The sequence below is a fragment of the Rhizobium sp. Root274 genome (assembly GCF_001429245.1).
Taxonomy (GTDB): domain Bacteria; phylum Pseudomonadota; class Alphaproteobacteria; order Rhizobiales; family Rhizobiaceae; genus Allorhizobium.
On sequence record NZ_LMJE01000009.1, the window covers coordinates 104,687 to 126,461 of the forward strand.

22 protein-coding genes are annotated in these 21,775 nt (G+C 62.4%); 17 read left to right on the top strand and 5 right to left on the bottom strand.

Annotated elements, in window-relative coordinates; all coding sequences use genetic code 11:
• The first annotated feature begins 47 nt into the window (after positions 1-47).
• The 11 genes from nagZ (at position 48) to ASE36_RS18215 (ending at position 10,430) form a co-directional block, all read left to right on the top strand.
• Positions 48-1,076, top strand: coding sequence for a beta-N-acetylhexosaminidase (nagZ, locus tag ASE36_RS18165; protein ID WP_062283179.1), 1,029 nt, complete (start codon positions 48-50; stop codon positions 1,074-1,076).
• Positions 1,076-1,945 (top strand): segregation and condensation protein A, encoded by an 870-nt coding sequence (locus ASE36_RS18170; protein ID WP_062283182.1) that lies wholly within the window; start codon positions 1,076-1,078, stop codon positions 1,943-1,945. Before nagZ ends, ASE36_RS18170 begins: the two co-directional genes overlap by 1 nt.
• A gap of 5 nt (positions 1,946-1,950) precedes the next feature.
• Complete coding sequence (scpB, locus tag ASE36_RS18175) at positions 1,951-2,685, top strand: SMC-Scp complex subunit ScpB (RefSeq protein ID WP_062283185.1); 735 nt, start codon at positions 1,951-1,953, stop codon at positions 2,683-2,685.
• Between the two features lie 93 nt (positions 2,686-2,778).
• Positions 2,779-3,906 (top strand): ABC transporter ATP-binding protein, encoded by a 1,128-nt coding sequence (locus ASE36_RS18180; RefSeq protein ID WP_062283189.1) that lies wholly within the window; start codon positions 2,779-2,781, stop codon positions 3,904-3,906.
• 12 nt (positions 3,907-3,918) lie between these two features.
• On the top strand, positions 3,919-4,128 hold the full coding sequence (locus ASE36_RS18185) for a twin-arginine translocase TatA/TatE family subunit (RefSeq protein ID WP_062283192.1): 210 nt from the start codon (positions 3,919-3,921) through the stop codon (positions 4,126-4,128).
• Between the two features lie 112 nt (positions 4,129-4,240).
• The gene (gene tatB, locus ASE36_RS18190; protein WP_062283195.1) at positions 4,241-5,056 is read left to right on the top strand and encodes a Sec-independent protein translocase protein TatB; all 816 of its coding nucleotides are present in this window, start codon (positions 4,241-4,243) and stop codon (positions 5,054-5,056) included.
• Positions 5,053-5,862, top strand: a complete 810-nt coding sequence (tatC, locus tag ASE36_RS18195) for a twin-arginine translocase subunit TatC (RefSeq protein WP_062283199.1) — start codon at positions 5,053-5,055, stop codon at positions 5,860-5,862. Before tatB ends, tatC begins: the two co-directional genes overlap by 4 nt.
• Positions 5,863-5,971: 109 nt before the next feature.
• Positions 5,972-7,255 (top strand): serine--tRNA ligase, encoded by a 1,284-nt coding sequence (gene serS / locus ASE36_RS18200; protein ID WP_062283203.1) that lies wholly within the window; start codon positions 5,972-5,974, stop codon positions 7,253-7,255.
• A 25-nt stretch (positions 7,256-7,280) separates the two neighbouring features.
• Positions 7,281-8,051: a 5'/3'-nucleotidase SurE gene (surE, locus tag ASE36_RS18205; protein ID WP_062283206.1), complete on the top strand. Its 771-nt coding sequence runs from the start codon at positions 7,281-7,283 to the stop codon at positions 8,049-8,051.
• Positions 8,048-8,701 carry a protein-L-isoaspartate(D-aspartate) O-methyltransferase gene (locus tag ASE36_RS18210; protein ID WP_062283209.1) on the top strand — a complete coding sequence of 218 codons (654 nt, stop codon included), beginning with the start codon at positions 8,048-8,050 and terminating at the stop codon, positions 8,699-8,701. Before surE ends, ASE36_RS18210 begins: the two co-directional genes overlap by 4 nt.
• A 184-nt stretch (positions 8,702-8,885) precedes the next feature.
• Entirely contained in the window at positions 8,886-10,430 is a 1,545-nt protein-coding gene (locus ASE36_RS18215; protein ID WP_062283212.1) for a peptidoglycan DD-metalloendopeptidase family protein, read from the top strand.
• A gap of 59 nt (positions 10,431-10,489) precedes the next feature.
• Here the strand turns inward: ASE36_RS18215 and ASE36_RS18220 are convergent, their stop codons facing one another.
• Complete coding sequence (locus ASE36_RS18220; RefSeq protein ID WP_062283215.1) at positions 10,490-11,362, bottom strand: ATP-binding protein; 873 nt, start codon at positions 11,360-11,362, stop codon at positions 10,490-10,492.
• Between the two features lie 207 nt (positions 11,363-11,569).
• On the opposite strand from ASE36_RS18220, the gene yajC reads away from it, so the two are divergent.
• The 5 genes from yajC (at position 11,570) to ASE36_RS18245 (ending at position 16,374) form a co-directional block, all read left to right on the top strand.
• Positions 11,570-11,917, top strand: coding sequence for a preprotein translocase subunit YajC (gene yajC / locus ASE36_RS18225; RefSeq protein ID WP_062283219.1), 348 nt, complete (start codon positions 11,570-11,572; stop codon positions 11,915-11,917).
• 68 nt (positions 11,918-11,985) lie between these two features.
• Positions 11,986-14,541, top strand: a complete 2,556-nt coding sequence (gene secDF, locus ASE36_RS18230; protein ID WP_062283224.1) for a protein translocase subunit SecDF — start codon at positions 11,986-11,988, stop codon at positions 14,539-14,541.
• Positions 14,542-14,545: 4 nt separating this feature from the next.
• Complete coding sequence (locus ASE36_RS18235) at positions 14,546-14,944, top strand: Mth938-like domain-containing protein (protein ID WP_062283227.1); 399 nt, start codon at positions 14,546-14,548, stop codon at positions 14,942-14,944.
• A gap of 23 nt (positions 14,945-14,967) precedes the next feature.
• Positions 14,968-15,822 carry a phytoene/squalene synthase family protein gene (locus ASE36_RS18240; RefSeq protein ID WP_062283231.1) on the top strand — a complete coding sequence of 285 codons (855 nt, stop codon included), beginning with the start codon at positions 14,968-14,970 and terminating at the stop codon, positions 15,820-15,822.
• Positions 15,823-15,927: 105 nt separating this feature from the next.
• A complete protein-coding gene (locus tag ASE36_RS18245; RefSeq protein WP_062283234.1) occupies positions 15,928-16,374 on the top strand; it encodes a hypothetical protein in 447 nt (148 codons plus the stop codon).
• 21 nt (positions 16,375-16,395) lie between these two features.
• Here ASE36_RS18245 and trmFO read toward each other — a convergent pair whose 3' ends face one another.
• The 3 genes from trmFO to tyrS form a co-directional block, all read right to left on the bottom strand.
• Positions 16,396-17,805 (bottom strand): methylenetetrahydrofolate--tRNA-(uracil(54)-C(5))-methyltransferase (FADH(2)-oxidizing) TrmFO, encoded by a 1,410-nt coding sequence (gene trmFO / locus ASE36_RS18250; protein ID WP_062283236.1) that lies wholly within the window; start codon positions 17,803-17,805, stop codon positions 16,396-16,398.
• A 142-nt stretch (positions 17,806-17,947) separates the two neighbouring features.
• Complete coding sequence (locus ASE36_RS22295) at positions 17,948-18,091, bottom strand: DUF1127 domain-containing protein (protein WP_082511209.1); 144 nt, start codon at positions 18,089-18,091, stop codon at positions 17,948-17,950.
• A gap of 261 nt (positions 18,092-18,352) precedes the next feature.
• The gene (tyrS, locus tag ASE36_RS18255) at positions 18,353-19,609 is read right to left on the bottom strand and encodes a tyrosine--tRNA ligase (protein WP_062283238.1); all 1,257 of its coding nucleotides are present in this window, start codon (positions 19,607-19,609) and stop codon (positions 18,353-18,355) included.
• Between the two features lie 138 nt (positions 19,610-19,747).
• Here tyrS and ASE36_RS18260 point away from each other — a divergent pair, with 138 nt between their 5' ends.
• On the top strand, positions 19,748-20,884 hold the full coding sequence (locus tag ASE36_RS18260; protein ID WP_062283240.1) for an anhydro-N-acetylmuramic acid kinase: 1,137 nt from the start codon (positions 19,748-19,750) through the stop codon (positions 20,882-20,884).
• A 3-nt stretch (positions 20,885-20,887) separates the two neighbouring features.
• Here ASE36_RS18260 and ASE36_RS18265 read toward each other — a convergent pair whose 3' ends face one another.
• Positions 20,888-21,757, bottom strand: coding sequence for a patatin-like phospholipase family protein (locus ASE36_RS18265; RefSeq protein ID WP_062283243.1), 870 nt, complete (start codon positions 21,755-21,757; stop codon positions 20,888-20,890).
• Positions 21,758-21,775 lie beyond the last annotated feature (18 nt).

Here is a 21,775-nt window from a genome sequence, read left to right on the forward strand (position 1 = left end):
TCCGCCGACACCTTCGGCTTTCCTCTCACCCCCGGTATGATTCGCCCATGACCCAGACCCGTTCCCCATCCAAAGCCATGATCCTCGGTTGCCTCGGCCAGCGCCTGACGGCGGACGAGAAGGCCTTCTATCGCGACGAGCGGCCTTGGGGGTTCATCCTCTTCGGCCGCAATATCGGCGAGGCCGAACAGGTGAAGGATCTGGTTGCGGAAATGCGCGACACGGTTGGAGGAAGTGCGCAGGTGCCGGTGCTGATCGATCAGGAAGGCGGACGCGTCCAGCGCATTCGCGAGCCGATCGCACCACGTTATCCCTCGGGCGCCGAACTTGGTGCGCTCTATGACGTCGATGCCGAGAAGGGCCTTCGCGCTGCCTGGCTGATGTCGCGCCTGCATGCCTTCGATCTCTATCGCCTCGGCATCAATGTCGACTGTCTGCCGGTGCTTGACGTGCCGATTGCAGGCGCCAGCAATGTGATCGGCAATCGCGCCTATTCCAACGATCCGCATGTTGTAGCCCGGATGGGGCAGGCGGCAGCCGATGGCTTGAAGGCAGGCGGTGTACTGCCCGTCATGAAGCATATTCCAGGCCATGGTCGCGGCATGGCTGACAGCCATCACGAGCTGCCCGTTGTCCCGGTGCCGCGCGCCGAACTGGAGACGCATGACTTCGTTCCGTTCAAGGCGCTTGCCAATGAACTCATGGGCATGAGCTGCCATGTCGTGTATACGGATATCGACCCGGATCATCCGGCCTCGACGTCACGCATCGTGACTGAGGAAATCATCCGCAAGGCCATCGGCTTCGAAGGGCTCCTGATGTCGGACGATATTTCAATGAACGCATTGCAGGGCACGATCGGCGAGCGGGCCGTCCGCATAGCAGCGGCGCTCGACATTGTCCTGCATTGCCACGGCCATATGGACGAGATGCAGGCGGTGGCGGCTGCCGTTTCGGAACTGTCGGGCAAGGCCCGGAGCCGTGCCGACGCCGTGGAAGCCGCTTTTGCCGCACCCGACCATGCCGACGAGCAGGCGCTGCGCGACGAGTTCCAGAGCTTGATGGCGGTCGCCTGATGGTGCGCGGCCCCGTCCATCCAACGGTGATCAACCGGCCTTCGAATGCCGAGACGCCGGCGCCGACGCCGATGGACAGCCTCTGGCAGGACAATGCCGAGGAAAGGGCCGCGAGTGACCCCGCGCTTCTGATCGATGTCGCCGGTTTCGAAGGCCCGCTCGATCTGTTGCTGTTCCTTGCGCGCAATCAGAAGGTCGATCTGGCTCGGATTTCCGTTCTGGCGCTGGCGGAGCAATATCTGGAATTCGTCGAAAGCGCCCGGCGCATCCGGCTGGAACTCGCCGCCGACTATCTGGTGATGGCCGCCTGGCTGGCCTATCTGAAATCCCGGCTTCTGATCCCGCAACAGGCGAAGGACGATGGTCCCTCCGGCGAGGAAATGGCAGCAACGCTTGCTTTCCGCCTGAAGCGTCTGGAGGCCATGCGCGACGCGGCCTCGCGTCTGATAAACCGCAACCGGCTCGGCCGCGACGTTTTCGCTCGTGGCGCACCCGAACACGTGCCGGCCCGCGCCGACAGCGCCTTCGAGGCAAGCCTTTACGACCTGCTCTCGGCCTATGCATCGCTTCGCCAGCGCCAGGCGGTCACCCAGGTCACGATCGAGCGCCGCCGCGTCTGGTCGCTCGCCGATGCTCGCGGCATCCTGACCAGAATGATCGGCGAGATCGCCGACTGGACCGCACTCGACCAGTTCCTGATTCGCTTCCTGGCGTCGCCCGAAGACCGGGTCACCGCCATTGCCAGCGCCTTTGCAGCCTCTCTGGAGCTTGTTCGTGAAGGCCGGCTCGAGATCCGTCAGGAGGGCGCCTTCCAGCCGATCTATATGCGCGGCGGCCCGAAGGCCGAAGCGCTCCATGCGGTTGAGTAAAGGCCATGAGCGAGATTGATGCAGCCCCCATGGATGACGGGATCAATGAAGACGACGAGCCGATCGTCGACGAGGCGGTCCTTGCCCGGCTGGAAGGAGAGGCGCTCAGGATCGCCGAAGCTTTGGTTTTTGCCTCGGCCCAGCCGGTCTCAACCGGTTTCATCGAGGAACGCCTGCCGCGCGGTATCGATGCCCGCGCCATTCTGCACAAACTGAAGGATGACTATGCCGGCCGTGGCGTGAACCTCGTCCAGGTCGATGATCACTGGGCCTTTCGCACGGCAGCCGACCTGTCCTTCGCCATTCGCAAGGACGAGACAGAGGTCAGGAAGCTGTCGCGCGCCGCCCTCGAGGTGCTGGCGATCATCGCCTATCACCAGCCGGTCACGCGTGCCGAAATCGAGGATATCAGAGGCGTCCAGACATCGAAGGGTACGCTCGACGTGTTGATGGAAGCCGGCTGGGTGCGTTTTCGCGGTCGCCGCCGCTCACCCGGGCGCCCCGTGACGCTCGGCACGACCCGGGATTTCCTCGACCATTTCGGGCTTGAGGAACTGCGCGATCTACCGGGCCTGGAAGAGTTGAAGGGGGCAGGGCTGCTCTCCGGCCGGATCCCCGCCAACTTCAATATTCCGATGCCACTCGGCTCCGATGACCTGACAGAGGAGGAGGACCCGATCACCCAGCTCGATCTGGAGGAACTCGGCCTCTTGACTCCGGGCGGTGAAGCAGAGGAATAGGGTCAGCTTTTAACTGGTAACCGGCCCCTTCCGGACCCTCGAAGTCCGGCATGACCGGCGCGGTGAGGGCAAAGCGGCCGCTCGGACGATGGAATGAACCCAGCGAAGACCAGGCACGGAAACGGTCAGCGGACGGCGGGCGTGACATTCGCCGCCCGTCTCACCTTCGAGGATATCCGCCACCGCTATCACGGCAAGGAAACAATTCGCGGCCTGTCGCTGACGGCAGAACCGGGCGAGGTGCTCTGCCTGCTCGGCCCCTCCGGCTCGGGAAAGACGACCCTCTTGCGCATTGCCGCCGGCATCGAGGCGCAGACCAGCGGCCGTGTCGTGATCAACGACCGGGAAGTGGCTGGTCCCGCAGGGTTCCTGCCGCCGGAGAAGCGTGGCATTGGTCTGATGTTTCAGGATTTCGCCCTCTTTCCCCATATGAGCGTGCTCGACAATGTCCGCTTTGGCCTGACTGCACTGCCGGCCAAGGAAGCGATCGCCGAGGCTGGAGTTGCGCTGGAGCGGGTAGGGCTGTCGCATTATGCTGACAAGTATCCGCACGCGCTGTCCGGCGGCGAGCAGCAGCGCGTGGCGCTTGCCCGGGCACTGGCTCCCCGGCCGAGCGTACTCCTGATGGACGAGCCGTTCTCCGGCCTTGATTCGCGGCTGAAGGATACGGTCAGGGCTGACACGCTTGCAATTTTGCGTGAGACCCGCGCGACCGCTGTGGTTGTCACCCATGATGCGGAAGAGGCCATGCGCATGGCGGACCGCATTGCGCTTCTGAAGGACGGGCGCCTCGTTCAGGTCGGCAGTTCGGACGATCTCTATCGCCGGCCGCGCGATATCTTCGCCGCCGCCTTCTTCTCCGAGATCAACGAGTTCGCCGGTCGGGTGTCCGGCGGCGCGGTCGAAACCCCGCTCGGAAGGGCGGAAGCGGCCGGGATGCGCGATGGCTGCGAGGTCTCCGTGGCCGTACGTCTGTCGGGCCTGTCCGTCCGCGAGACCGGCGGTCCGATCCCCGCCCGCATCGTCGCGCGGCGCTTCCTCGGCGTGGTAGAACTTCTCGATCTTGCCGTTCCCGGCACGGAGACACCTGTCCGTGCACGGATCAAGGCGGACATCTTGTCGCCGGGCGCCCGTGATGTAACGATTGCGGTTGAGCCCAAGGATATTTTGGTGTTTGAAAAGACAACGGAAACCCCCTACATCGGGGAAACGAAAATCTAAGGAGTGGCAGGCATGGGTTCGTTTAGCATTTGGCACTGGATCATCGTCCTGGCGATCGTCCTGCTTCTCTTCGGTCGTGGCAAGATCCCCGAACTGATGGGTGACGTCGCCAAGGGCATCAAGAGCTTCAAGAAGGGCATGAGCGACGAGGATGACAATGATGTTGCCTCGACCTCGACTTCGGCCAAGACCGTCGACCACAAGCTCGACGAAACCAAGTAAACGATATTCGTTGAACGACGAAAGGGTGGCCCTCCGGGCCGCCCTCATTGGTATGGGATAGGCCGCAGGCGTCCTCGGGGACGATACGGCGCGGCATCAGGAGCCCGTTGGAATGCTGGATATTGGCTGGACCGAGCTATTGGTGATCGCCGTGATCCTGATCGTGGTGGTCGGTCCCAAGGACCTTCCGCCCATGATCCGCGCCTTCGGCAAGATGACGAAGCGCCTGCGCCAGACGGCCGGAGAGTTTCGAGCGCAGTTCGACGAGGCGCTGCGCGAGGCGGAGCTCGATGACCTGAAGAACTCGGTCAACGACCTGCGCTCGATGAACCCGACCAATTCAATCCGCGAAACGCTGAACCCGCTTCGCCAGATGGGGCAGGACATCAAGTCCGATCTGCAGAAGGCGACGCGGATGGACAATCCGACGCCCGCCTCCTCGTCGATGGCGGCAGCTGCCGCCGGTGTGGCACCCACGGAAAACTCGATCCTTCCCGATCTGCCGACAGGAGCAGCCACGGTTCCGCCGGATCTCGCGCCCGTTGCTCCGCCAGCGACAGCGGCAGCGCAAAGGGAGCCCGCGTCCGTAACACCGGTGCCCGCCTCTGCGAGCAAGCCCCGCAAGGCGCCAGCGAAGAAGGCGGCCGTGACCGAAGCAGCACCGGTCTCGGCCCCCGTGAAAGCGACGCAGCCGAGGGCCGGCGCGTCCAAGGCTGTGGTTGCGGCCCCCGAGGTTCTTCCAGTGCCCGTGGCAGCCAAGGCCCGCCAGCCGAAGGCGACAACCGTGAAGGCTCCATCCACCAAGACGGCGGCCACCAAAACCGCGTCTGCCAAGACGGCGTCGCCAGCCGCCCCCGTCGCCGAGCCGCAGGCTGCGGCACCGGTCACGCGCAAGCCGCGCCCGAAGAAGAGTGAGGATCGCGCATGAGCGGCGATATCGACGACAAGCCGCAGCCGCTGATCGAACATCTGATCGAGCTGCGCACCCGGCTGATCTGGGCGCTCGGCGCGTTTTTCGTCGCCTTCCTCGTCTGTTTCTATTTTGCCAAGCCGCTCTTCAACCTGCTGGTCGTGCCCTACAAGATGGCGGTGGTCTGGGCCGGTCTCGACGTGACGAAGGCGGAGCTGATCTACACGGCACCGCAGGAGTTCTTTTTCACCCAGGTGAAGGTCGCAGCCTTTGGCGCCATGGTCATCGCCTTTCCGGTGATCGCCTCGCAGATCTACAAGTTCGTGGCCCCCGGCCTCTACAAGAACGAGCGCGCGGCCTTCCTGCCGTTTCTGATTGCCTCGCCGGTGCTCTTCCTGCTGGGCGCCTCGCTCGTCTACTTCTTCTTCACGCCCATGGTCATGTGGTTCTTCCTCGCTATGCAGCAGAGCCCGGGCGAGGGCGAGGTGGCGATTTCACTGCTGCCCAAGGTCTCGGAATATCTGAGCCTGATCATGACGCTGGTCTTCTCCTTCGGCCTCGTCTTCCAGCTTCCCGTGATCACAACGCTTCTGGTGCGTGTCGGCATCATCGAAAGCAAGTGGCTGGCCGACAAGCGCAAGTACTTCATTGTCGTTGCCTTCATCGTCGCCGCTGTTCTCACCCCGCCCGATCCGCTCTCCCAGATCGGTCTTGCACTGCCGACAATCCTTCTCTACGAGGTGGCTATCTACGCGGCGCGACTCGTCGAGCGCAATCGGGCCAAGGCCGAGATGGCTGAGGCACTGCCGACAACGACGGACTAGGCGGCCAGAACGGCCACCGCGAGCGCTGCTTCAACCCATGCCGACATGGGGCCGGACGTGGCCGCCGGCCAGATCCGATCCCGGTCGAAACACAAGACCTGGAACGACGATGCTCGATATCAAGTGGATCCGTGACAATCCCGAGGCCCTGGACGCAGCGCTCGCCAAGCGTGGCGCGGACCCGCTTTCGGCCTCCCTGATTGCGCTTGACCAGAAGCGCCGGGCCGTCGCCCAGGCGATGCAGGACATGCAGTCTCGCCGCAATTCGGCCTCCAAGGAGATCGGCGCCGCCATGGCGCAGAAGAATATGGAACTGGCCGAGAAGCTGAAGGCGGAAGTTGCCTCGCTCAAGGACACGCTGCCGGCCGCCGAAGAGGAAGAGCGGCAGCTCACCGCCGAACTGAATGATGCCCTGTCGCGCATCCCCAACATCCCGCATGACGACGTGCCGGTTGGCAAGGACGAGCACGACAACGTCGTTGCTCGTGTGGTTGGTGAAAAGCCGACCTGGAACCACAAGCCGCTCGAACACTACGAGATCGGCGAAGGTCTGGGCTACATGGACTTCGAGCGTGCCGCGAAACTGTCGGGCGCCCGCTTTACCGTGCTGACCGGTCCGCTCGCCCGGCTGGAACGCGCCATCGGCCAGTTCATGATCGACCTGCACAGCTCGGAGCATGGCTATACGGAAGTGTCGTCGCCGCTGATGGTGCGCGATGATGCCATGTATGGCACCGGGCAGCTGCCGAAGTTTGCCGAGGACCTGTTCAAGACCACGGACGGGCGCTGGTTGATCCCGACAGCCGAGGTGACGCTGACCAATCTCGTCGCGGGCGAAATTCTCGACCAGGAAAAGCTGCCGTTGCGCTTCACGGCCTTGACCCCGTCCTTCCGTTCGGAAGCCGGTTCTGCCGGTCGCGACACGCGCGGCATGCTGCGCCAGCACCAGTTCTGGAAATGCGAACTCGTCTCGATCACCGATGCCGAAAGCTCGATTGCCGAGCATGAGCGGATGACGGCCTGCGCCGAAGAAGTGCTGAAGCGTCTCGGCCTGCATTTCCGCACCATGACGCTCTGCACCGGCGACATGGGCTTCGGCTCGCGCAAGACTTACGACCTCGAGGTCTGGCTGCCGGGTCAGAACACCTATCGCGAAATCTCGTCCTGCTCGGTCTGCGGCGATTTCCAGGGCCGTCGCATGAATGCCCGCTATCGCAACAAGGAAGAGAAGGGCACGACCTTCGTGCACACGCTGAACGGTTCGGGCACGGCGGTCGGCCGCTGCCTGATCGCGGTGATGGAAAACTATCTGAACGAAGATGGCTCGATCACCGTGCCGGACGTGTTGCTGCCCTACATGGGCGGCCTGACGCGGATCGAAAAGGCAGCCTGAACCTCAGACCTCACGCGGAGTGGCCATGCGCATCCTGCTGACCAATGACGACGGCATCCATGCGCCGGGCCTTGTTGCCCTGGAGAAGATCGCCCGCAGTCTCTCCGACGATGTCTGGGTAGTCGCTCCGGAAACCGATCAGAGCGGTCTTGCCCATTCGCTCACACTCTCGGAGCCTTTGCGGCTGCGTGAACTCGGCGAGAAGCGCTTTGCGCTCCGCGGCACGCCGACCGATTGCGTCATCATGGCGATCCGCAAGGTGCTCGACCGCAAGCCCGATCTGGTGCTGTCGGGCGTCAATGCCGGCGCCAATCTCGCCGATGACGTCACCTATTCCGGCACGGTCGCAGGCGCGATCGAAGGCACGGTGCATGGCGTGCGCTCCTTTGCGCTCAGCCAGGCCTATAGTTATGAGGCGGGTGCGCCGATCCCGTGGCATGTGGCCGAGACGCTGGCGCCGGACCTGTTGCGCAAGCTGATGACGGTGGATCTGCCGCCCGGCACCTTCCTCAACCTCAACTTCCCCCATTGCGAACCGGAAGAAGCCCAGGGCGTCGAGGTGACGGCCCAGGGGAAGCTGGAGTTCGGCCTCTCGGTCGAGGAACGCCATGATGGTCGTGGACTGCCCTATTACTGGCTGCGATTCGGCGACCGCAAGGGCAACTACCGCGCCGGCGCCGACATCCATGCACTGAGAGCAAAGAAGGTGTCGGTGACGCCGCTCAAGCTCGATATGACCGATTATGCGGTGCAGGATCTGGTGGCGGAAGCCTTGGGTCAAGGAGATCTCGGATGAGATCGGCACTTCTCGAACGAGAAGGTTTCGCAGCCCTCGTGCTGCGCCTGCGGGCCGAGGGGGTGACCAATCTCGATCTGCTGACGGCGGTCGAACAGACCCCGCGTTCGACTTTCGTGCCGCCGGAATATGCCGCGAGTGCCTATTCCAGCCGCTCAATCCCGATCGAATGCGGGCAGTTCATGGAAGGCGCCGATCTGGCGGTCAAGCTGCTTGGCCAGTTGCAGGTGAAGCCCGGCCATCGTGTGCTCGAAGTCGGCACCGGCAGTGGCTTCATCACGGCAGTGCTTGCAAGGCTTTCCGAACGCGTCATCTCGCTGGAGCGGTACAAGACCCTCATCGCCGGCGCGCAGCGGCGGCTGGAAACGCTGGGCCTGCGCAATGTCATCCTGCGCCAGGCCGATGGCACGAATGGCTTGCCGGGCGAGGGGACCTTCGATCGCATATTCGCGACCGCCGCCTATCCGTCCATGCCGCGTTTTTATGCCGAACAACTGGTATCCGGCGGCATGCTGCTCGTGCCGCTGATGGTCGACGAGATGAGGTGCATCATGGTGCGCCTGACCAAGACCGGCAGCCGCTTTGAGCGCGAGGATCTTTTCGAGGTTCCTTTCCTGCCGCTGCAGCCGAAGATCGCCCAGCAGTTGTGAGTTTCGTCACAGTCGGTTCTGCCCTAGGTCGCGGCGAAATGGCCAATGAGCCCGGCTTTCTGCGGTATCTGCATATCTGCGCCTTGTCGAATTAGTTCACGTCGATTCCCCGGGGTTAACTGACCAGTAATACTAACGCGCTTTAATGAACCCATATCAATGTGTGTCATTTGTGGGTCGAGTCATGCGTAATAGTGTATCGCCAAAAGCTGGACTGCCGGTCGTCCGCATCTGCGGCGCCATTCTCCTGGCAGGCACCGTTGCGGGTTGCAGTTCGGATGCCTCGCGCTTCACCTCGGTCTTCTCGACGGACAATCTGACCACCGCTTCGATCCCGCGCGGCCAGTCTCCTCTGCGTGAGCAGCCACCGGTTCCCGCCGAAAACATTGGCGGCAGCTACGGCCAGAGCCAGGCGATGGCGCAGCCGGCTCCCACCTATCAGCAGAACACGTATCAGCAGAACACCTATCAGCCGGCCGCAGCACGTGCTGCAAGCACGCCTGCTGCCGTCCAACGGGCCGAGCTCTCCGCCCCGTCGGGCATGGGCGCTCCGGCCGCAAGCAACAATTCCGAACGCGCTCAGGCTCTAGCGCAGCCCTTCCCCTCGATGCCTGCCAAGAACGGCAACGGCACGGTCGCGCTCGGCGCTCCGCCGCAGAACCTGGCCGAGCCCAGTGTCACCGGTTCGACGCCGACGAAGGGCCAGTGGTCGACCGCCAATGCCGCCCGCGTCACCCTGCGCCCGGGTGAAACGATCGCTACGCTTGCCAGTCGCTATGGCGTGCCGGAGCGCGAAATCCTGAAGGCTAACGGCCTGACGCATTCGTCCGATGCGGCGACCGGTCAGCTGGTGGTTATTCCGAGCCTGGCCGGTGGCAATGCGGCACGTGCGGCTGCCGATGCAAGCGGTATCCCGGATGGTGGCAAGCCCGGCCTGCCGGATGGTCAGCAGCAGAACGTCGCGGTCCTGCCGACGGTACCGGGCGCTCGCGACAAGCAGCAGGCCTCGACGCTTGCGGCAACCGGCAAGACGCCCGCGGGCGCTGGCGCTGGCACCTATGTCGTCAAGCCGGGTGATTCCATTGCTCGCATCGCCCAGCAGAACGGGGTGAGCACCGCCGAACTGAAGAAGGTCAACGGACTGACGACCGGCGCAATCCGGATCGGCCAGGTTCTGACCCTGCCGCAGAAGTCTAATCAGGCCGCCGTAACGCCTGTCGCCGCCGATCCGATGAAGACGGCATCTGTTCCGTCCGCAACGCAGCCTGGCGAATACAAGGCGCCGACCGCTACCAAGTCGGTCTCGGAAGTCGCGTCGGTCGATCCGGAATCGTCCGCCCCGCAGGCAACCGGCATCGGCAAGTATCGCTGGCCGGCCCGCGGTGCCATTATTGCCAATTTCGGCTCGAACATCGACGGCAAGCGTTCCGACGGGATCGCCATCTCTGTTCCGACCGGAACGCCGATCAAGGCCGCAGAAAACGGCGTGGTCATCTATGCTGGCAATGGCTTGAAGGAACTCGGCAACACCGTTCTCATCCGCCACGACGACGGCAAGGTCACGGTCTACGGCCATGCCGACAGCCTCTCGGTCCAGCGCGGCCAGAAGGTTCAGCGCGGTCAGACCATCGCTACCTCCGGCATGAGCGGCAATGTATCGCGCCCGATGCTGCATTTCGAGGTCCGCAAGGATGCGGCTCCGGTCAATCCGATCACTTATCTGGAATAGGTTTTGCGTACCAGATAATGGCAAAAGGCCCGGTTTATCCGGGCCTTTTCTCGTTACTGTCAGGCGTTGTCGGTGGAGATGCGCAAGCGGCCGGCGAGATCCTGGATATACTGCCAGGCGACGCGGCCCGAACGGCCGCCGCGCGTGGTCGCCCATTCAAGCGCCTCGTGATGTAGTTGCGCCTGGGGCAGGGGAAGTTTGAAATGGGCGGCATAGCCGTCGATCATCGTCAGATAGTCGTCCTGGCTGCATTTGTGGAAGCCGAGCCAGAGGCCGAAGCGATCCGACAGGGAGACTTTTTCTTCGACCGCCTCCGACGGGTTGATCGCCGTCGACTGCTCGTTTTCCATCATGTGGCGCGGCAGAAGGTGCCGGCGGTTCGACGTCGCATAGAACAGAACATTGTCCGGCCGGCCTTCGATGCCGCCGTCGAGCGCTGCCTTGAGCGACTTGTAGGCGGTGTCGTCATGGTCGAAGGAGAGGTCGTCACAGAAGACGAGGATCCGATGGGGCGCCGCCTTGAGGATCTCCAGCAGGCCCGGCAGGGACGCAATGTCCTCCCGGTGGACCTCGACCAGCTTCAGGCCGGCACCCGTCGATGCGCGGATATCGGCATGCACGGCCTTGACCAGCGAGGATTTGCCCATGCCGCGTGCGCCCCAGAGCAGCACGTTGTTGGCGGGAAAACCCTCGGCAAAGCGGAGCGTATTGTCATGCAGGATGTCGCGCACGTGATCGACACCACGGATGAGCCCGAGTGCCACCCGGTTCGGCCGCTTGACTGGCTGCAGATGTTGCCGTGTGGCGTTCCAGACGAAGCAGTCGGCCGCCTCCCAGTCGTTCGCCACCGGGGCAGGCCCCGCCAGACGCTCCACTGCGTCGGCAAGTCGTGTTACTTCGGCAAGCAGTGCCGCCATCGTCTGATCAGCCATCATGTCCTCCAAGCCCCGCGAATGCGGCGTTTTGCCTGTTCGATCACGCGGTATCACGCGCATTTGCGCACAGAAAGTGTAACGGCCGGGAAAATGGTACGGCTCCACGCTGTTTCTGTTGCATTCATAGGCCCGGTCACTATATTCCGGCGACCTGAACGGGGGGTGCCCGAAAGGCGCCAGCACTTGGCTTCATAGGAGTTCTACATGTTTATCACGCCAGCCTTTGCCCAGGACGCGACCGGTGCTACGGGCGCTATGGGTTCCGGTTTCGAGATGCTTCTGCTTTTCGCGCCGCTGATGGTGGTCTGGTACTTCTTCCTGATCCGTCCGCAGCGCGCGCAGATGAAGAAGCGCGAGGAAACGCTCTCGACCATTCGCCGCGGCGACCAGGTCATCATGGGCGGTGGCATCGTTGCCAAGGTCACCAAGGTGATCGACGACAAGGAACTCGAAGTCGAGATCGCCGATGGCGTCAAGGTCCGCGTTCTTCGCCAGTACGTGGCGGAAGTCCGCGTCAAGGGCGAACCGGTCAAGACCGAGACAGCCGCCTGATCTCTCCCCCTGCGGGGCCGGCAAACTGCCGGCCTTAGCCATTTTTCCGCTACCTTTCCGAGAGTTCCATGCTTCATACATCCCGCTGGAAGACTGCGTTCATCTGGTTGACCGTTCTGGTCAGCATTCTGGTCGCCATACCGAATGTCTTTTCGGATGAGACGCTGAAATCCTTCCCGTCCTGGCTGCCGACCAACAAGGTTACGCTTGGCCTCGACCTGCAGGGCGGCTCGCATATCATGCTGAAGCTGGAACGGGCCGACATCGTCAAGGAGCGGCTTGAGACCATTGTCGGCGACGTGCGCACGCAGCTGCGTGACGCCAATATACGCTATACGGGCCTATCCGGCGTTGGCCAGCAGATCCAGGTCAAGATCACCGATGCGGACAAGGTCGCGGCAGCCCAGGAAGCCTTGCGCTCGCTGACCACGCCGGTGAGCGTTGGTGGACTGACAGGCGGCTCTGTCACGGAAGTGACAATGGAACAGGGCGAAGACGGTGTTCTGCGCCTGACGCTTACCGATCCCGGCATCGACTACCGTGTCTCCTCGGCACTCACCCAGTCAATGGAAGTTGTGCGCCGTCGCGTCGACGAACTGGGCACCACCGAACCCTTGATCCAGCGCCAGGGCGAGGATCGCATCATCGTTCAGGTGCCGGGTCTTACCGATCCCCAGCGTCTGAAGAGCCTGCTCAACCAGACCGCCAAGCTGTCCTTCCGCATGGTCGACACGACCATGCCGGTGACAGAGGCGATCAACACGCGTCCGCCTGCCCAGTCGGAAGTGCTTTATTCGACCGACGATCCGGCCGTGCCTTATCTGGTTGAGAAGCGCGCGCTGATCTCGGGCGAAAACTTGGTCGACGCTCAGGCCTCCTTCGACCAGCGCTCGAACGAGCCGGTCGTCAGCTTCCGTTTCGACAGCCGTGGCGCCCAGCGTTTTGCCCAGGCGACACAGCAGAATGTCGGCAAGCCTTTCGCCATCATTCTCGACGATCAGGTTATCTCTGCGCCTGTTATCCGCGAGCCGATCCTCGGTGGTTCGGGTCAGATTTCGGGCAATTTCTCGGTTGAAGGCGCAAACGACCTCGCCGTGCTGCTGCGCGCAGGTGCGCTGCCGGCAACGCTGACTGTCGTCGAAGAACGTACCGTCGGTCCGGGCCTCGGCCAGGACTCGATCAATGCCGGCGTCACCGCCAGCATTCTCGGCGCTCTCGCCGTCGTCGCCTATATGATGGTGTTCTACGGCACCTTCGGCCTGATGGCCAATATAGCGCTGACCGCCAACATCATCATGATCATGGCGGCGCTGACGCTGATTGGCTCCACACTGACGCTGCCGGGTATCGCCGGTATCGTTTTGACAATGGGTATGGCCGTCGACTCCAACGTTCTGATTTACGAACGCATACGAGAAGAGGCGCGCAATGGCCGGTCCTTGATCCAGTCGATCGACATCGGCTTCAAGAAGGCCTTTGCCACCATCGTCGACGCCAACCTGACGACGCTCATCGCTGCCGTCGTTCTGTTCTTCCTCGGCTCGGGTCCTGTCCGCGGGTTTGCCGTGACGCTCTCGATCGGTATCGTCACCACGGTCTTTACCGCGTTCACCATGACTTTCTGGCTGATGGCGCAGTGGTATCGCTGGAAACGTCCGAAGATCATTCCGAAGAGCATCCGCACCGGCTTCTTCGACAACCGCAACATCCGCTTCATGGGGATGCGCAAGATCAACTTTGCAGCCGCTATGGTCATTTCGGTTGCTTCGGTTATCGGCTTCTTCACCGTTGGCATGAACCTTGGCATCGACTTCAAGGGCGGCTCGATCATCGAGGTCAAGGCGCGTCAGGGTGATGCCGATCTCTCGGACATCCGCGAGCGTCTGAGCCAGCTCAACCTCGGCGAAGTCCAGGCCCAGGGCTTTGGCGATGCGTCGAGTGCGCTGATCCGCCTGCAGGCGCAGGACGGCGGCGAAAATGCAGAGCAGTCGGCACTGGCCAAGGTGCGCGGCGAACTGGAAGCGGAATATGACTTCCGCCGCGTCGAAGTCGTCGGCCCGTCGGTTTCCAACGACCTGACCTATTCGGCGACGCTCGGCGTTGCCGTGGCTCTGCTCGGGATCCTGATCTACATCTGGTTCCGCTTCGAATGGCAGTTCGCGCTGGGTGCGATCATCGCAACCCTGCACGACGTGATCTTCACGCTCGGTCTCTTCGTGCTGACAGGGTTCGAATTCAACCTGACCAGTATCGCGGCCATTCTGACGATCATCGGTTATTCGCTGAACGACACCGTTGTCGTCTATGACCGCATGCGCGAAAATCTGCGGCGCTACAAGAAGATGCCGCTCGACGTCCTAATCGACGAATCGATCAACCAGACGCTGTCGCGTACGGTTCTGACGGCGGGTTCGACCTTCCTGGCACTGCTCGCTCTCTATGTCTTTGGCGGCGAAGTCATCCGTTCCTTCACCTTCGCCATGTTGGCGGGTGTTGTCATCGGAACCTTCTCGTCGATCTACATCGCCGGTCCGGTGCTGATTGCCTTCAAGCTGCGGCCTGAGACCTTCGAAAAGAGGGACGAATCGGACGCCGACAAGGCGGCCGCCAAGGCGAGGGCCTGAGCGAATGGTCTTCGGCTTCGGTGACAAGGGCATCGTCATCCGCGATGCCCATTTCCCCGGCCAGCCGGTGATCGATTCCTACGGCAATGGCGGCTTCCGTTTTGCCGACATGTCCCATCGTGGCTCGCTGCTCTTTCTGCCATCAGGCGTCTACGGCTGGGAGCAGACAGAAGACGAGCCGCTGACGCTTAGCTCCTTCGAACGGGTGCTTGCCGAGACGGGTATCGAGTTTCTGATCATCGGAACCGGTCGTCAGTTGCGGTTGATCGATCCGGTTGTCAGGGCGGCCTTGAAGGAGAAGGGGATCGCCAGCGATCCCATGGGAACCGGTGCGGCCCTGCGCACGTATAACATTATGCTGGCCGAGCAGCGGCCCGTGGCCGCCGCTCTAATCGCGGTGTGAGACAAGCCCCTGAAAGGTGCCCCGTGAGCGAGCTGAAGCCGGATAATGAGGCGCTGTGCCTCGCAGCGTTGCGCGAATACGATCGCGACCGCTATCTGGCGAGCCTTTTGACACCTGCCGAACGCCGCGCCGCAGTCGTTGCCCTCTATGCTTACAATGCCGAACTGGCGCGCGTGCGCGACCTCGTTCGCGAGCCTCTGCCTGGGGAAGTTCGTCTGCAATATTGGCGTGATCTGCTGGAAGGTTCGGCCCATGGCGAGACGGCTGCGAATCCCGTCGCGGCGGAACTGCTGAGGGCCGTCAAAGAACGCAGCCTGCCGATTGCGCCGTTGGTCTCGATGGCCGATGCCCGTATCTTCGATCTCTACGACGATCCGATCGAAACGACCGTCATGTTTGAAGGCTATGCCGGCGAGACGTCTGCTGCACTGATACAGCTTGCCGCGCTGGTGCTGGACCCGAAGGCTGCAGAAGGCGCATTCGAGATCGTCGGCCATGCGGGGGTGGCACTCTGCGTTGCCGGCAGCCTCCTGCTGATGCCGATCCACCGCAGTCGCGGTCAGGTCTATGTGCCATTGCAGATCGTCTCAGCAGCAGGCCTCGATCGGGACAGTTTTCTGAAAGACGATGAGCCGGCGCGGCTGAAGGCCGCGATCGAAGCCTTTGCCGGTTACGGTCTGGATCACTTGCGCCAGGCGCGTGCAGGCGGGAAAATCCCCAAGAGCCTGCTGCCTGCCTTCCTGCCGGTTTCGCTCGCCTCCGGCGTCCTCAAGCGCGCCGCTCAAGACGGGACTGCAGCGATCGCCGGCACCATCCGCCCGCCGCAATGGCGCCGCCAGCTGGCGATGATGCGGCTTCTGGTCACCGGTCGTCTGTAACTGATACAGTCGATCGTTGCGGGGCTCCCGAGGTCACGCTCGCGCAAGGCTCGGTCTTTATGCGGAGTTTGATATGAACTGCGACTGTGGAGCCGCGAGCCGATCATGCTGACCTGGGGTATCGTATTGGCGCTTGTCGGCGTCCTTGCCTATTTTTCATCCCGCATGGCCCGCCAGCAGGATGCCGAAGGCCTGCAGGATATGGGGCTGGCGATCATGGAATTCGGCCGGGCCTTTCCGCAGGAAGCGATCCGCAGCCTGCATGCAACGGTCGACGGCAAGGCGGTTTTTGTGCGCCTGCACGACAACAAGGCCGGGTTCATGCGCAACATGCGCAGCCACTATGCCTGCCACTTGATCGAGCCTGGTACTGTGCGGGTGCGCGATCTCGGCAATGGTAAGAGCTTTGCGGTCGAGTTCCTCGACGCGCCGTTCCACAATGGCGAGTTCCGCTTTGCCAATGCAGCCGAGGCCGCCGAGGTTTCGCTTTGGCTGCTCGGCAATTACGTCGGTCCCGCCGATCGCGAAGCCGAAGCGCTGCCGAGCACGTAAACCCGGCAGCACCAAACGCGATCAGTTCCTGCCAAGCCAGGCCTTGCAGTCTTCCAGCGCCCGTGCGGCCACAAGCTGCCGCTTCATGATCGTCTTGTCCTTGCCGCGAAAACGCTTGACGCCTTCGGGCTTGACGATCGAGCCCGGCTCCAGCTCGGGGAATAGCCCGAAATTGATGTTCATCGGCTGGAACGAGCGCTTGCCCGGCTCGTCATCCGAGACGATGTGGCCGCCAGTAATGTGGTTGAGCAGCGAACCGAGGGCTGTTGTCGCCGGGGGCAGGCTTATCTCTTCTCCCTTGCGCTGAGCGGCCGCGAACCGGCCTGCCAGTAGTCCGATCGAGGCGCTTTCGACGTAACCCTCGCAGCCGGTGATCTGGCCGGCAAATCTGAGGCCCGGTCGGGCCTTCAGCTGCAGCGTCGGATCGAGAAGCGTCGGCGAGTGAATATAGGTGTTGCGGTGCAAGCCGCCGAGCCGGGCGAATTCGGCATTCTCCAAGCCTGGAATCATGCGAAAGATCTCGGCCTGGGCACCGTATTTCAGCTTCGTCTGGAAGCCGACCATGTTGTAGAGCGTGCCGAGCGCATTGTCCTGGCGCAGTTGTACGACGGCATAGGCCTTGACGGTGGGGTTGTGGGCATTGGTCAGCCCCATCGGCTTCATCGGCCCGTGGCGCAGCGTCTCTCGGCCGCGCTCGGCCATGACCTCGATCGGCAGACAGCCGTCGAAATAGGGCGTGCCTTCCCATTCCTTGAAGCCGACAGCGTCACCCTCGATCAGGGCGTCGATGAAGGCATTATACTGCGCCTCGTCGAGGGGGCAGTTGATATAGTCCTTGCCCGTGCCGCCAGGACCGACCTTGTCGTAACGCGACTGGTACCAGCAGATATCCATGTTGATGCTGTCGCGATGCACGATCGGGGCGATGGCGTCGAAGAAGGCAAGTGCGTCTTCGCCGGTCTTTTGGCGGATCGCTTCGGCCAGAGAAGGCGAGGTGAGGGGGCCGGAGGCGATGATCGCAAGATCCCAGTCTTCGGGCGGAAGACCGGTCACTTCCTCGCGCACGACCGTGATCAGCGGGTGAGCCGCGATCTCGGCCGTCACCGCATCGGAAAATCCATCGCGATCGACAGCAAGCGCCCCGCCGGCTGGAACCTGATGGCGGTCGGCGCAGGCCATGATCAGCGAGTTCGCCATGCGCATTTCTGCATGGATGACGCCGACGGCGTTGGAGGTGGCGTCGTCCGAACGGAAGGAGTTCGAGCAGACCAGTTCGGCTAAGCCGTCGGTCTTGTGCGCATCGGTGCCGCGCACGCCGCGCATCTCGTGCAGGATAACCGGAACGCCAGCCTTAGCAATCTGCCAGGCGGCTTCGGAGCCTGCAAGGCCGCCGCCGATGATGTGAATGGGGGAGAAGGTGCTATTTGTCATGGCCGGCTTCCTATCACGGGCGGGCGGGAAAGGTCCACCGGCTGCGACGGGTCATCGACTGTCCCGATCGCTGCAGGGAGCGCCCGGAATCAAAAACGGCACCATGCGGTGCCGTTTCAAACCGACTTCAATGCAGGTCCGATCAACGGAACGAGCGCGAAGCGATGTTGCGGATTTCGTAGCGGGTGATGCCGATGTCGTTCAGGGTCTGGCTGGAAAGGTTGCCCAGTTCAGCCATCGTACGGCGGTAGCTCATCCAGTTCTTGGCAATGCGGATCGGGTTCATGGTCGTTTCCTCGGGTTCTATCTCTTGGCTGATCCTGCGGTGTTTCCCGCATCAGCGATTGGCCTTCTTATACGCCCGTAAAACAAGATTGTGCAGTGCAAATAATATGCGACTGCCATGCATTTGTGCAGGGGGTTGGCGCGATAAGTGGCACGGGCGGAAGGCTGGTCAAAAACGCGCCATAGGTTAATACCTGTTTACGAACGCAAAAAAGCCCGCAAATGCGGGATTTTCGGAGGTCGGTTATGAGGTTTTTGGCCATCAGACAGGCTTGATGAGAATGTGCTTCTTTTTGCCCAGCGACAGCTTGATGACACCATCGCTGGAGAGCTGTGCATTGCCGACAGACATGCGCTCATCGGAGACGCCGGCATCGTTGATTTTCACAGCGCCGCCCTGGACGTGACGACGGGCTTCCCCGTTCGAGGCGGCAAGTCCTGCCTTGACGATCAGCGCCAGCAGGCCGACGCCGGCCTCGAGTTCGCCGGTAGCGATTTCAACGGTCGGCAGGTTTTCCGACAAGGCACCTTCCTCGAAGGTCTTGCGGGCCGTTTCGGCAGCCTCTTCTGCGGCGGCACGGCCGTGCAGGATCGCGGTGATCTCCGTCGCCAGGATCTTCTTCGCCTCGTTGATCTCCGAGCCGCCAAGTGCTGCCAGTTTCTTCACCTCGTCCATCGGCATGGTCGTGTAGAGCTTCAGGAAGCGTTCAACGTCTGCATCTTCAGTGTTGCGCCAGTACTGCCAGAAGTCATAGGCCGAGAGCATGTCGGCGTTCAGCCAGACGGCGCCCGTCGCCGACTTGCCCATTTTGGCGCCGGACGAGGTGGTGAGAAGCGGCGAGGTCAGTGCATAGAGCTGCGGCGTGCCCATGCGGTGGCCAAGGTCGATGCCGTTGATGATGTTGCCCCACTGGTCCGAGCCACCCATCTGCAGACGGCAGTCGTAGCGCTTGTTGAGCTCGACGAAGTCATAGGCCTGCAGGATCATGTAGTTGAATTCGAGGAAGGACAGCGACTGCTCGCGGTCGAGGCGGGTCTTGACGCTGTCGAAGGACAGCATGCGGTTGACCGAGAAATGGCGACCGACATCCCGCAGGAATTCGAGGTAGTTCAAGCCGCGCAGCCATTCGGCATTGTTGATCATCATGGCGCCGCCCTTCGGGCCGGCGTCGTAGTTCAGGTAATGGGCAAAGCAGCGCTTGATCGAGGCGATATTCTCTTCGATCTTGTCGATCGTCATCAGCTGGCGCGCTTCCTCCTTGAAGGAGGGGTCGCCGACCATGCCCGTGCCGCCGCCCATCAGCGAAATCGGCTGATGGCCGGTTGCCTGGAACCAGTGCAGCATCATGATCTGGATGAGGCTTCCGGCATGCAGCGAAGGCGCCGTCGGATCATAGCCGATATAGGCCGTCACGCTTTCCTTGGCGAGCAGGTCGTCGAGGCCCGTTTCATCGGAGATCTGATGAATGAAGCCGCGTTCATGCATGGTGCGGAGGAAATCGGACTTGAACTTCGTCATGACGCTGTTGCTTTCGGTTTCTCTGGTCTTTCGGTGGTATTCTTGGAAATCCGCGCGGGCTTTAGCATTGTTTTTTGAATTGTGCACCCGTCTCGGTCATGAATGTGCCCCGAGAAAACAGGTCGAATCGGGTGAAACATGGCGGAAATGAAGACGGCGATCGGCCTGATGAGCGGCACCTCGATGGACGGGATCGATGTGGCGCTGGTCCGGACCGACGGCGAAGCGGTGGTGGAGCGCGGCGCCTTTCTGTCTGTGCCTTACGAGCCCGGCTTTCGCGACCGCCTGAAGCAGGCACTGGAAGAGGCAAGATCGATCCGCGAACGTCGCGAGCGGCCGGGCGATCTCTCCCGTATGGAGAGGGAGCTTACGTTACGGCATGCGGAAGCAGTTCGCCTCTTCCTTGAGCGGCAAGGGCTGAAAGCCGACGACGTCGATCTCGTGGGTTTCCACGGTCAGACCGTCTTGCATCGGCCGGATGCAGCGCTGACCGTACAACTCGGCGACGGGCCTCTTCTTGCGACCGAAACCGGCATCGACACCGTCTACGACATGCGCGCGAATGACATGGTGCAGGGCGGGCAGGGTGCACCGCTGGTGCCCGTCTATCATCATGCGCTGGCGCATCAGATCCCGGCGGAGCGATGGCCTGTCTGCTTCGTCAATATCGGCGGCATCTCCAACCTGACCTTTCTCGATCGCGATGGCACCATCATCGGTTTCGACAGCGGACCGGGCAATACGCTGATCGACCAATGGGTCGAAACGCACGCCGGTATTCCCTATGACGACGGCGGCCGCATCGCTTCGGAGGGCTCGGTCATCATGCCGCTGGCCGAGCGTTATCTCGACAGTCCCTTCTTCACAGGGAAGACACGCCGGTCGCTCGATCGCAACGATTTCCGTCCACCGGAAGGCAATGGGGCCGAACTGTCGGACGGCGCGCGTACCCTCGCTTACGTCTCCGCAGCCGCGATCCTCAAATCTGCCGGCCATTTGCCGAGCGTGCCAAAAACCTACGTGATTTGCGGCGGTGGCCGGTTGAACCGGGCGATCATGGCGGATCTGGTGCGCCTCGCGGGCGAAAAGGGCGCAACAGTGTTGACCGCCGAGCAGGCCGGCTTTGATGGCGATGCTATGGAAGCGGAAGCCTGGGCCTATCTCGCCGTACGTTCGCTCCGTGGGCTACCTTTGACATTCCCGGGAACGACGGGCGTTCGGGAGCCGGTGCTGGGCGGCGTCTTGGTGAGGGCAGGGACGCGGCTCAAAGGTTGATCTTCAACGGACGGGTTCGCCTTTGGCAACATCCTGCTTCGCAAAGGCCAGCCCATCTCGCAATCCGACCTCGTAGGCATGCCGGATACCTGCCGCATCACCGACGGCGAATTTGCTGACCGGGATGTCTTCGCTCGGGCCGACCACGACGCGATTTTCGGCGGAGGGCGGCTTGCGGCCAAATCGGGTGGTCAGCAGCAGCGTCTTCCAGCCCTTGGTCTCGACTTCCGTGAGCTTCATCAGCGGCGGATTGTCGACGAGCCCGCCGTCCAGATAGGCGCGGCCTCTGACGCGGCCGACGGGCATGAAAGGCGGCACCGAGGACGTGGCCATCAGCGCATCGACCAGTTCTCCGGGATAGTCGCAATTGTGTGTCGACAACCAGGTGGGCCGCAACTTCATTCGCAGGCCCGCCTTGGAATGGGTACCATCGGTCAGTAGCTTCTCGATCTGATAGGCGCCGATCGAGCCGAGTGCGCCGAGCGCGCCGGGCATCCAATCGGGCAGGCCAGAGAGCTGGATCAGCATGGGTGGGGCGGCCTTCAGCGCGGCAAGCTCGGCCTCGCCGAATTCGCTCGCAAGCAGTTGTCGGAACAGCGCGCCCACCACCAGCGGCGATTCCCGCCGCTTAAGCGCCCGCCAATCGACACCCCGCTGTCCCTTCTCAGCAAAGGCGAAGGCGGAGGTCCGCACCCGATCGCCAACGCCAGCGAGAAACATGGCCCCATGATAGGCACCCGCCGAGACGGACACGTAGAAGCGCGGATTGAGCGGGTGATGCTCGCTGTAAGCCTTGAGGAACCCGCTCTGCCAGTAGCAGCGGTTACCACCGCCTGCGAGACCCACGGCGTCGAATGAAGAGTTTGAGGTCATTGAAAATCACGCATTGAA

Coding starts and splice junctions, on each gene's coding strand:
- ASE36_RS18210 (WP_062283209.1), top strand. CDS start 8,048: ATGAGATCGGCACTTCTCGAACGAGAAGGTTTCGCAGCCCTCGTGCTG.
- ASE36_RS18170 (WP_062283182.1), top strand. CDS start 1,076: ATGGTGCGCGGCCCCGTCCATCCAACGGTGATCAACCGGCCTTCGAAT.
- ASE36_RS18235 (WP_062283227.1), top strand. CDS start 14,546: ATGGTCTTCGGCTTCGGTGACAAGGGCATCGTCATCCGCGATGCCCAT.
- tatB (WP_062283195.1), top strand. CDS start 4,241: ATGCTGGATATTGGCTGGACCGAGCTATTGGTGATCGCCGTGATCCTG.
- yajC (WP_062283219.1), top strand. CDS start 11,570: ATGTTTATCACGCCAGCCTTTGCCCAGGACGCGACCGGTGCTACGGGC.
- secDF (WP_062283224.1), top strand. CDS start 11,986: ATGCTTCATACATCCCGCTGGAAGACTGCGTTCATCTGGTTGACCGTT.
- trmFO (WP_062283236.1), bottom strand. CDS start 17,805: ATGACAAATAGCACCTTCTCCCCCATTCACATCATCGGCGGCGGCCTT.
- ASE36_RS18265 (WP_062283243.1), bottom strand. CDS start 21,757: ATGACCTCAAACTCTTCATTCGACGCCGTGGGTCTCGCAGGCGGTGGT.
- ASE36_RS18215 (WP_062283212.1), top strand. CDS start 8,886: ATGCGTAATAGTGTATCGCCAAAAGCTGGACTGCCGGTCGTCCGCATC.
- tyrS (WP_062283238.1), bottom strand. CDS start 19,609: ATGACGAAGTTCAAGTCCGATTTCCTCCGCACCATGCATGAACGCGGC.
- ASE36_RS18180 (WP_062283189.1), top strand. CDS start 2,779: ATGAACCCAGCGAAGACCAGGCACGGAAACGGTCAGCGGACGGCGGGC.
- surE (WP_062283206.1), top strand. CDS start 7,281: ATGCGCATCCTGCTGACCAATGACGACGGCATCCATGCGCCGGGCCTT.
- serS (WP_062283203.1), top strand. CDS start 5,972: ATGCTCGATATCAAGTGGATCCGTGACAATCCCGAGGCCCTGGACGCA.
- ASE36_RS18245 (WP_062283234.1), top strand. CDS start 15,928: ATGCTGACCTGGGGTATCGTATTGGCGCTTGTCGGCGTCCTTGCCTAT.
- ASE36_RS18260 (WP_062283240.1), top strand. CDS start 19,748: ATGGCGGAAATGAAGACGGCGATCGGCCTGATGAGCGGCACCTCGATG.
- nagZ (WP_062283179.1), top strand. CDS start 48: ATGACCCAGACCCGTTCCCCATCCAAAGCCATGATCCTCGGTTGCCTC.
- ASE36_RS18185 (WP_062283192.1), top strand. CDS start 3,919: ATGGGTTCGTTTAGCATTTGGCACTGGATCATCGTCCTGGCGATCGTC.
- scpB (WP_062283185.1), top strand. CDS start 1,951: ATGAGCGAGATTGATGCAGCCCCCATGGATGACGGGATCAATGAAGAC.
- tatC (WP_062283199.1), top strand. CDS start 5,053: ATGAGCGGCGATATCGACGACAAGCCGCAGCCGCTGATCGAACATCTG.
- ASE36_RS18220 (WP_062283215.1), bottom strand. CDS start 11,362: ATGGCTGATCAGACGATGGCGGCACTGCTTGCCGAAGTAACACGACTT.
- ASE36_RS22295 (WP_082511209.1), bottom strand. CDS start 18,091: ATGAACCCGATCCGCATTGCCAAGAACTGGATGAGCTACCGCCGTACG.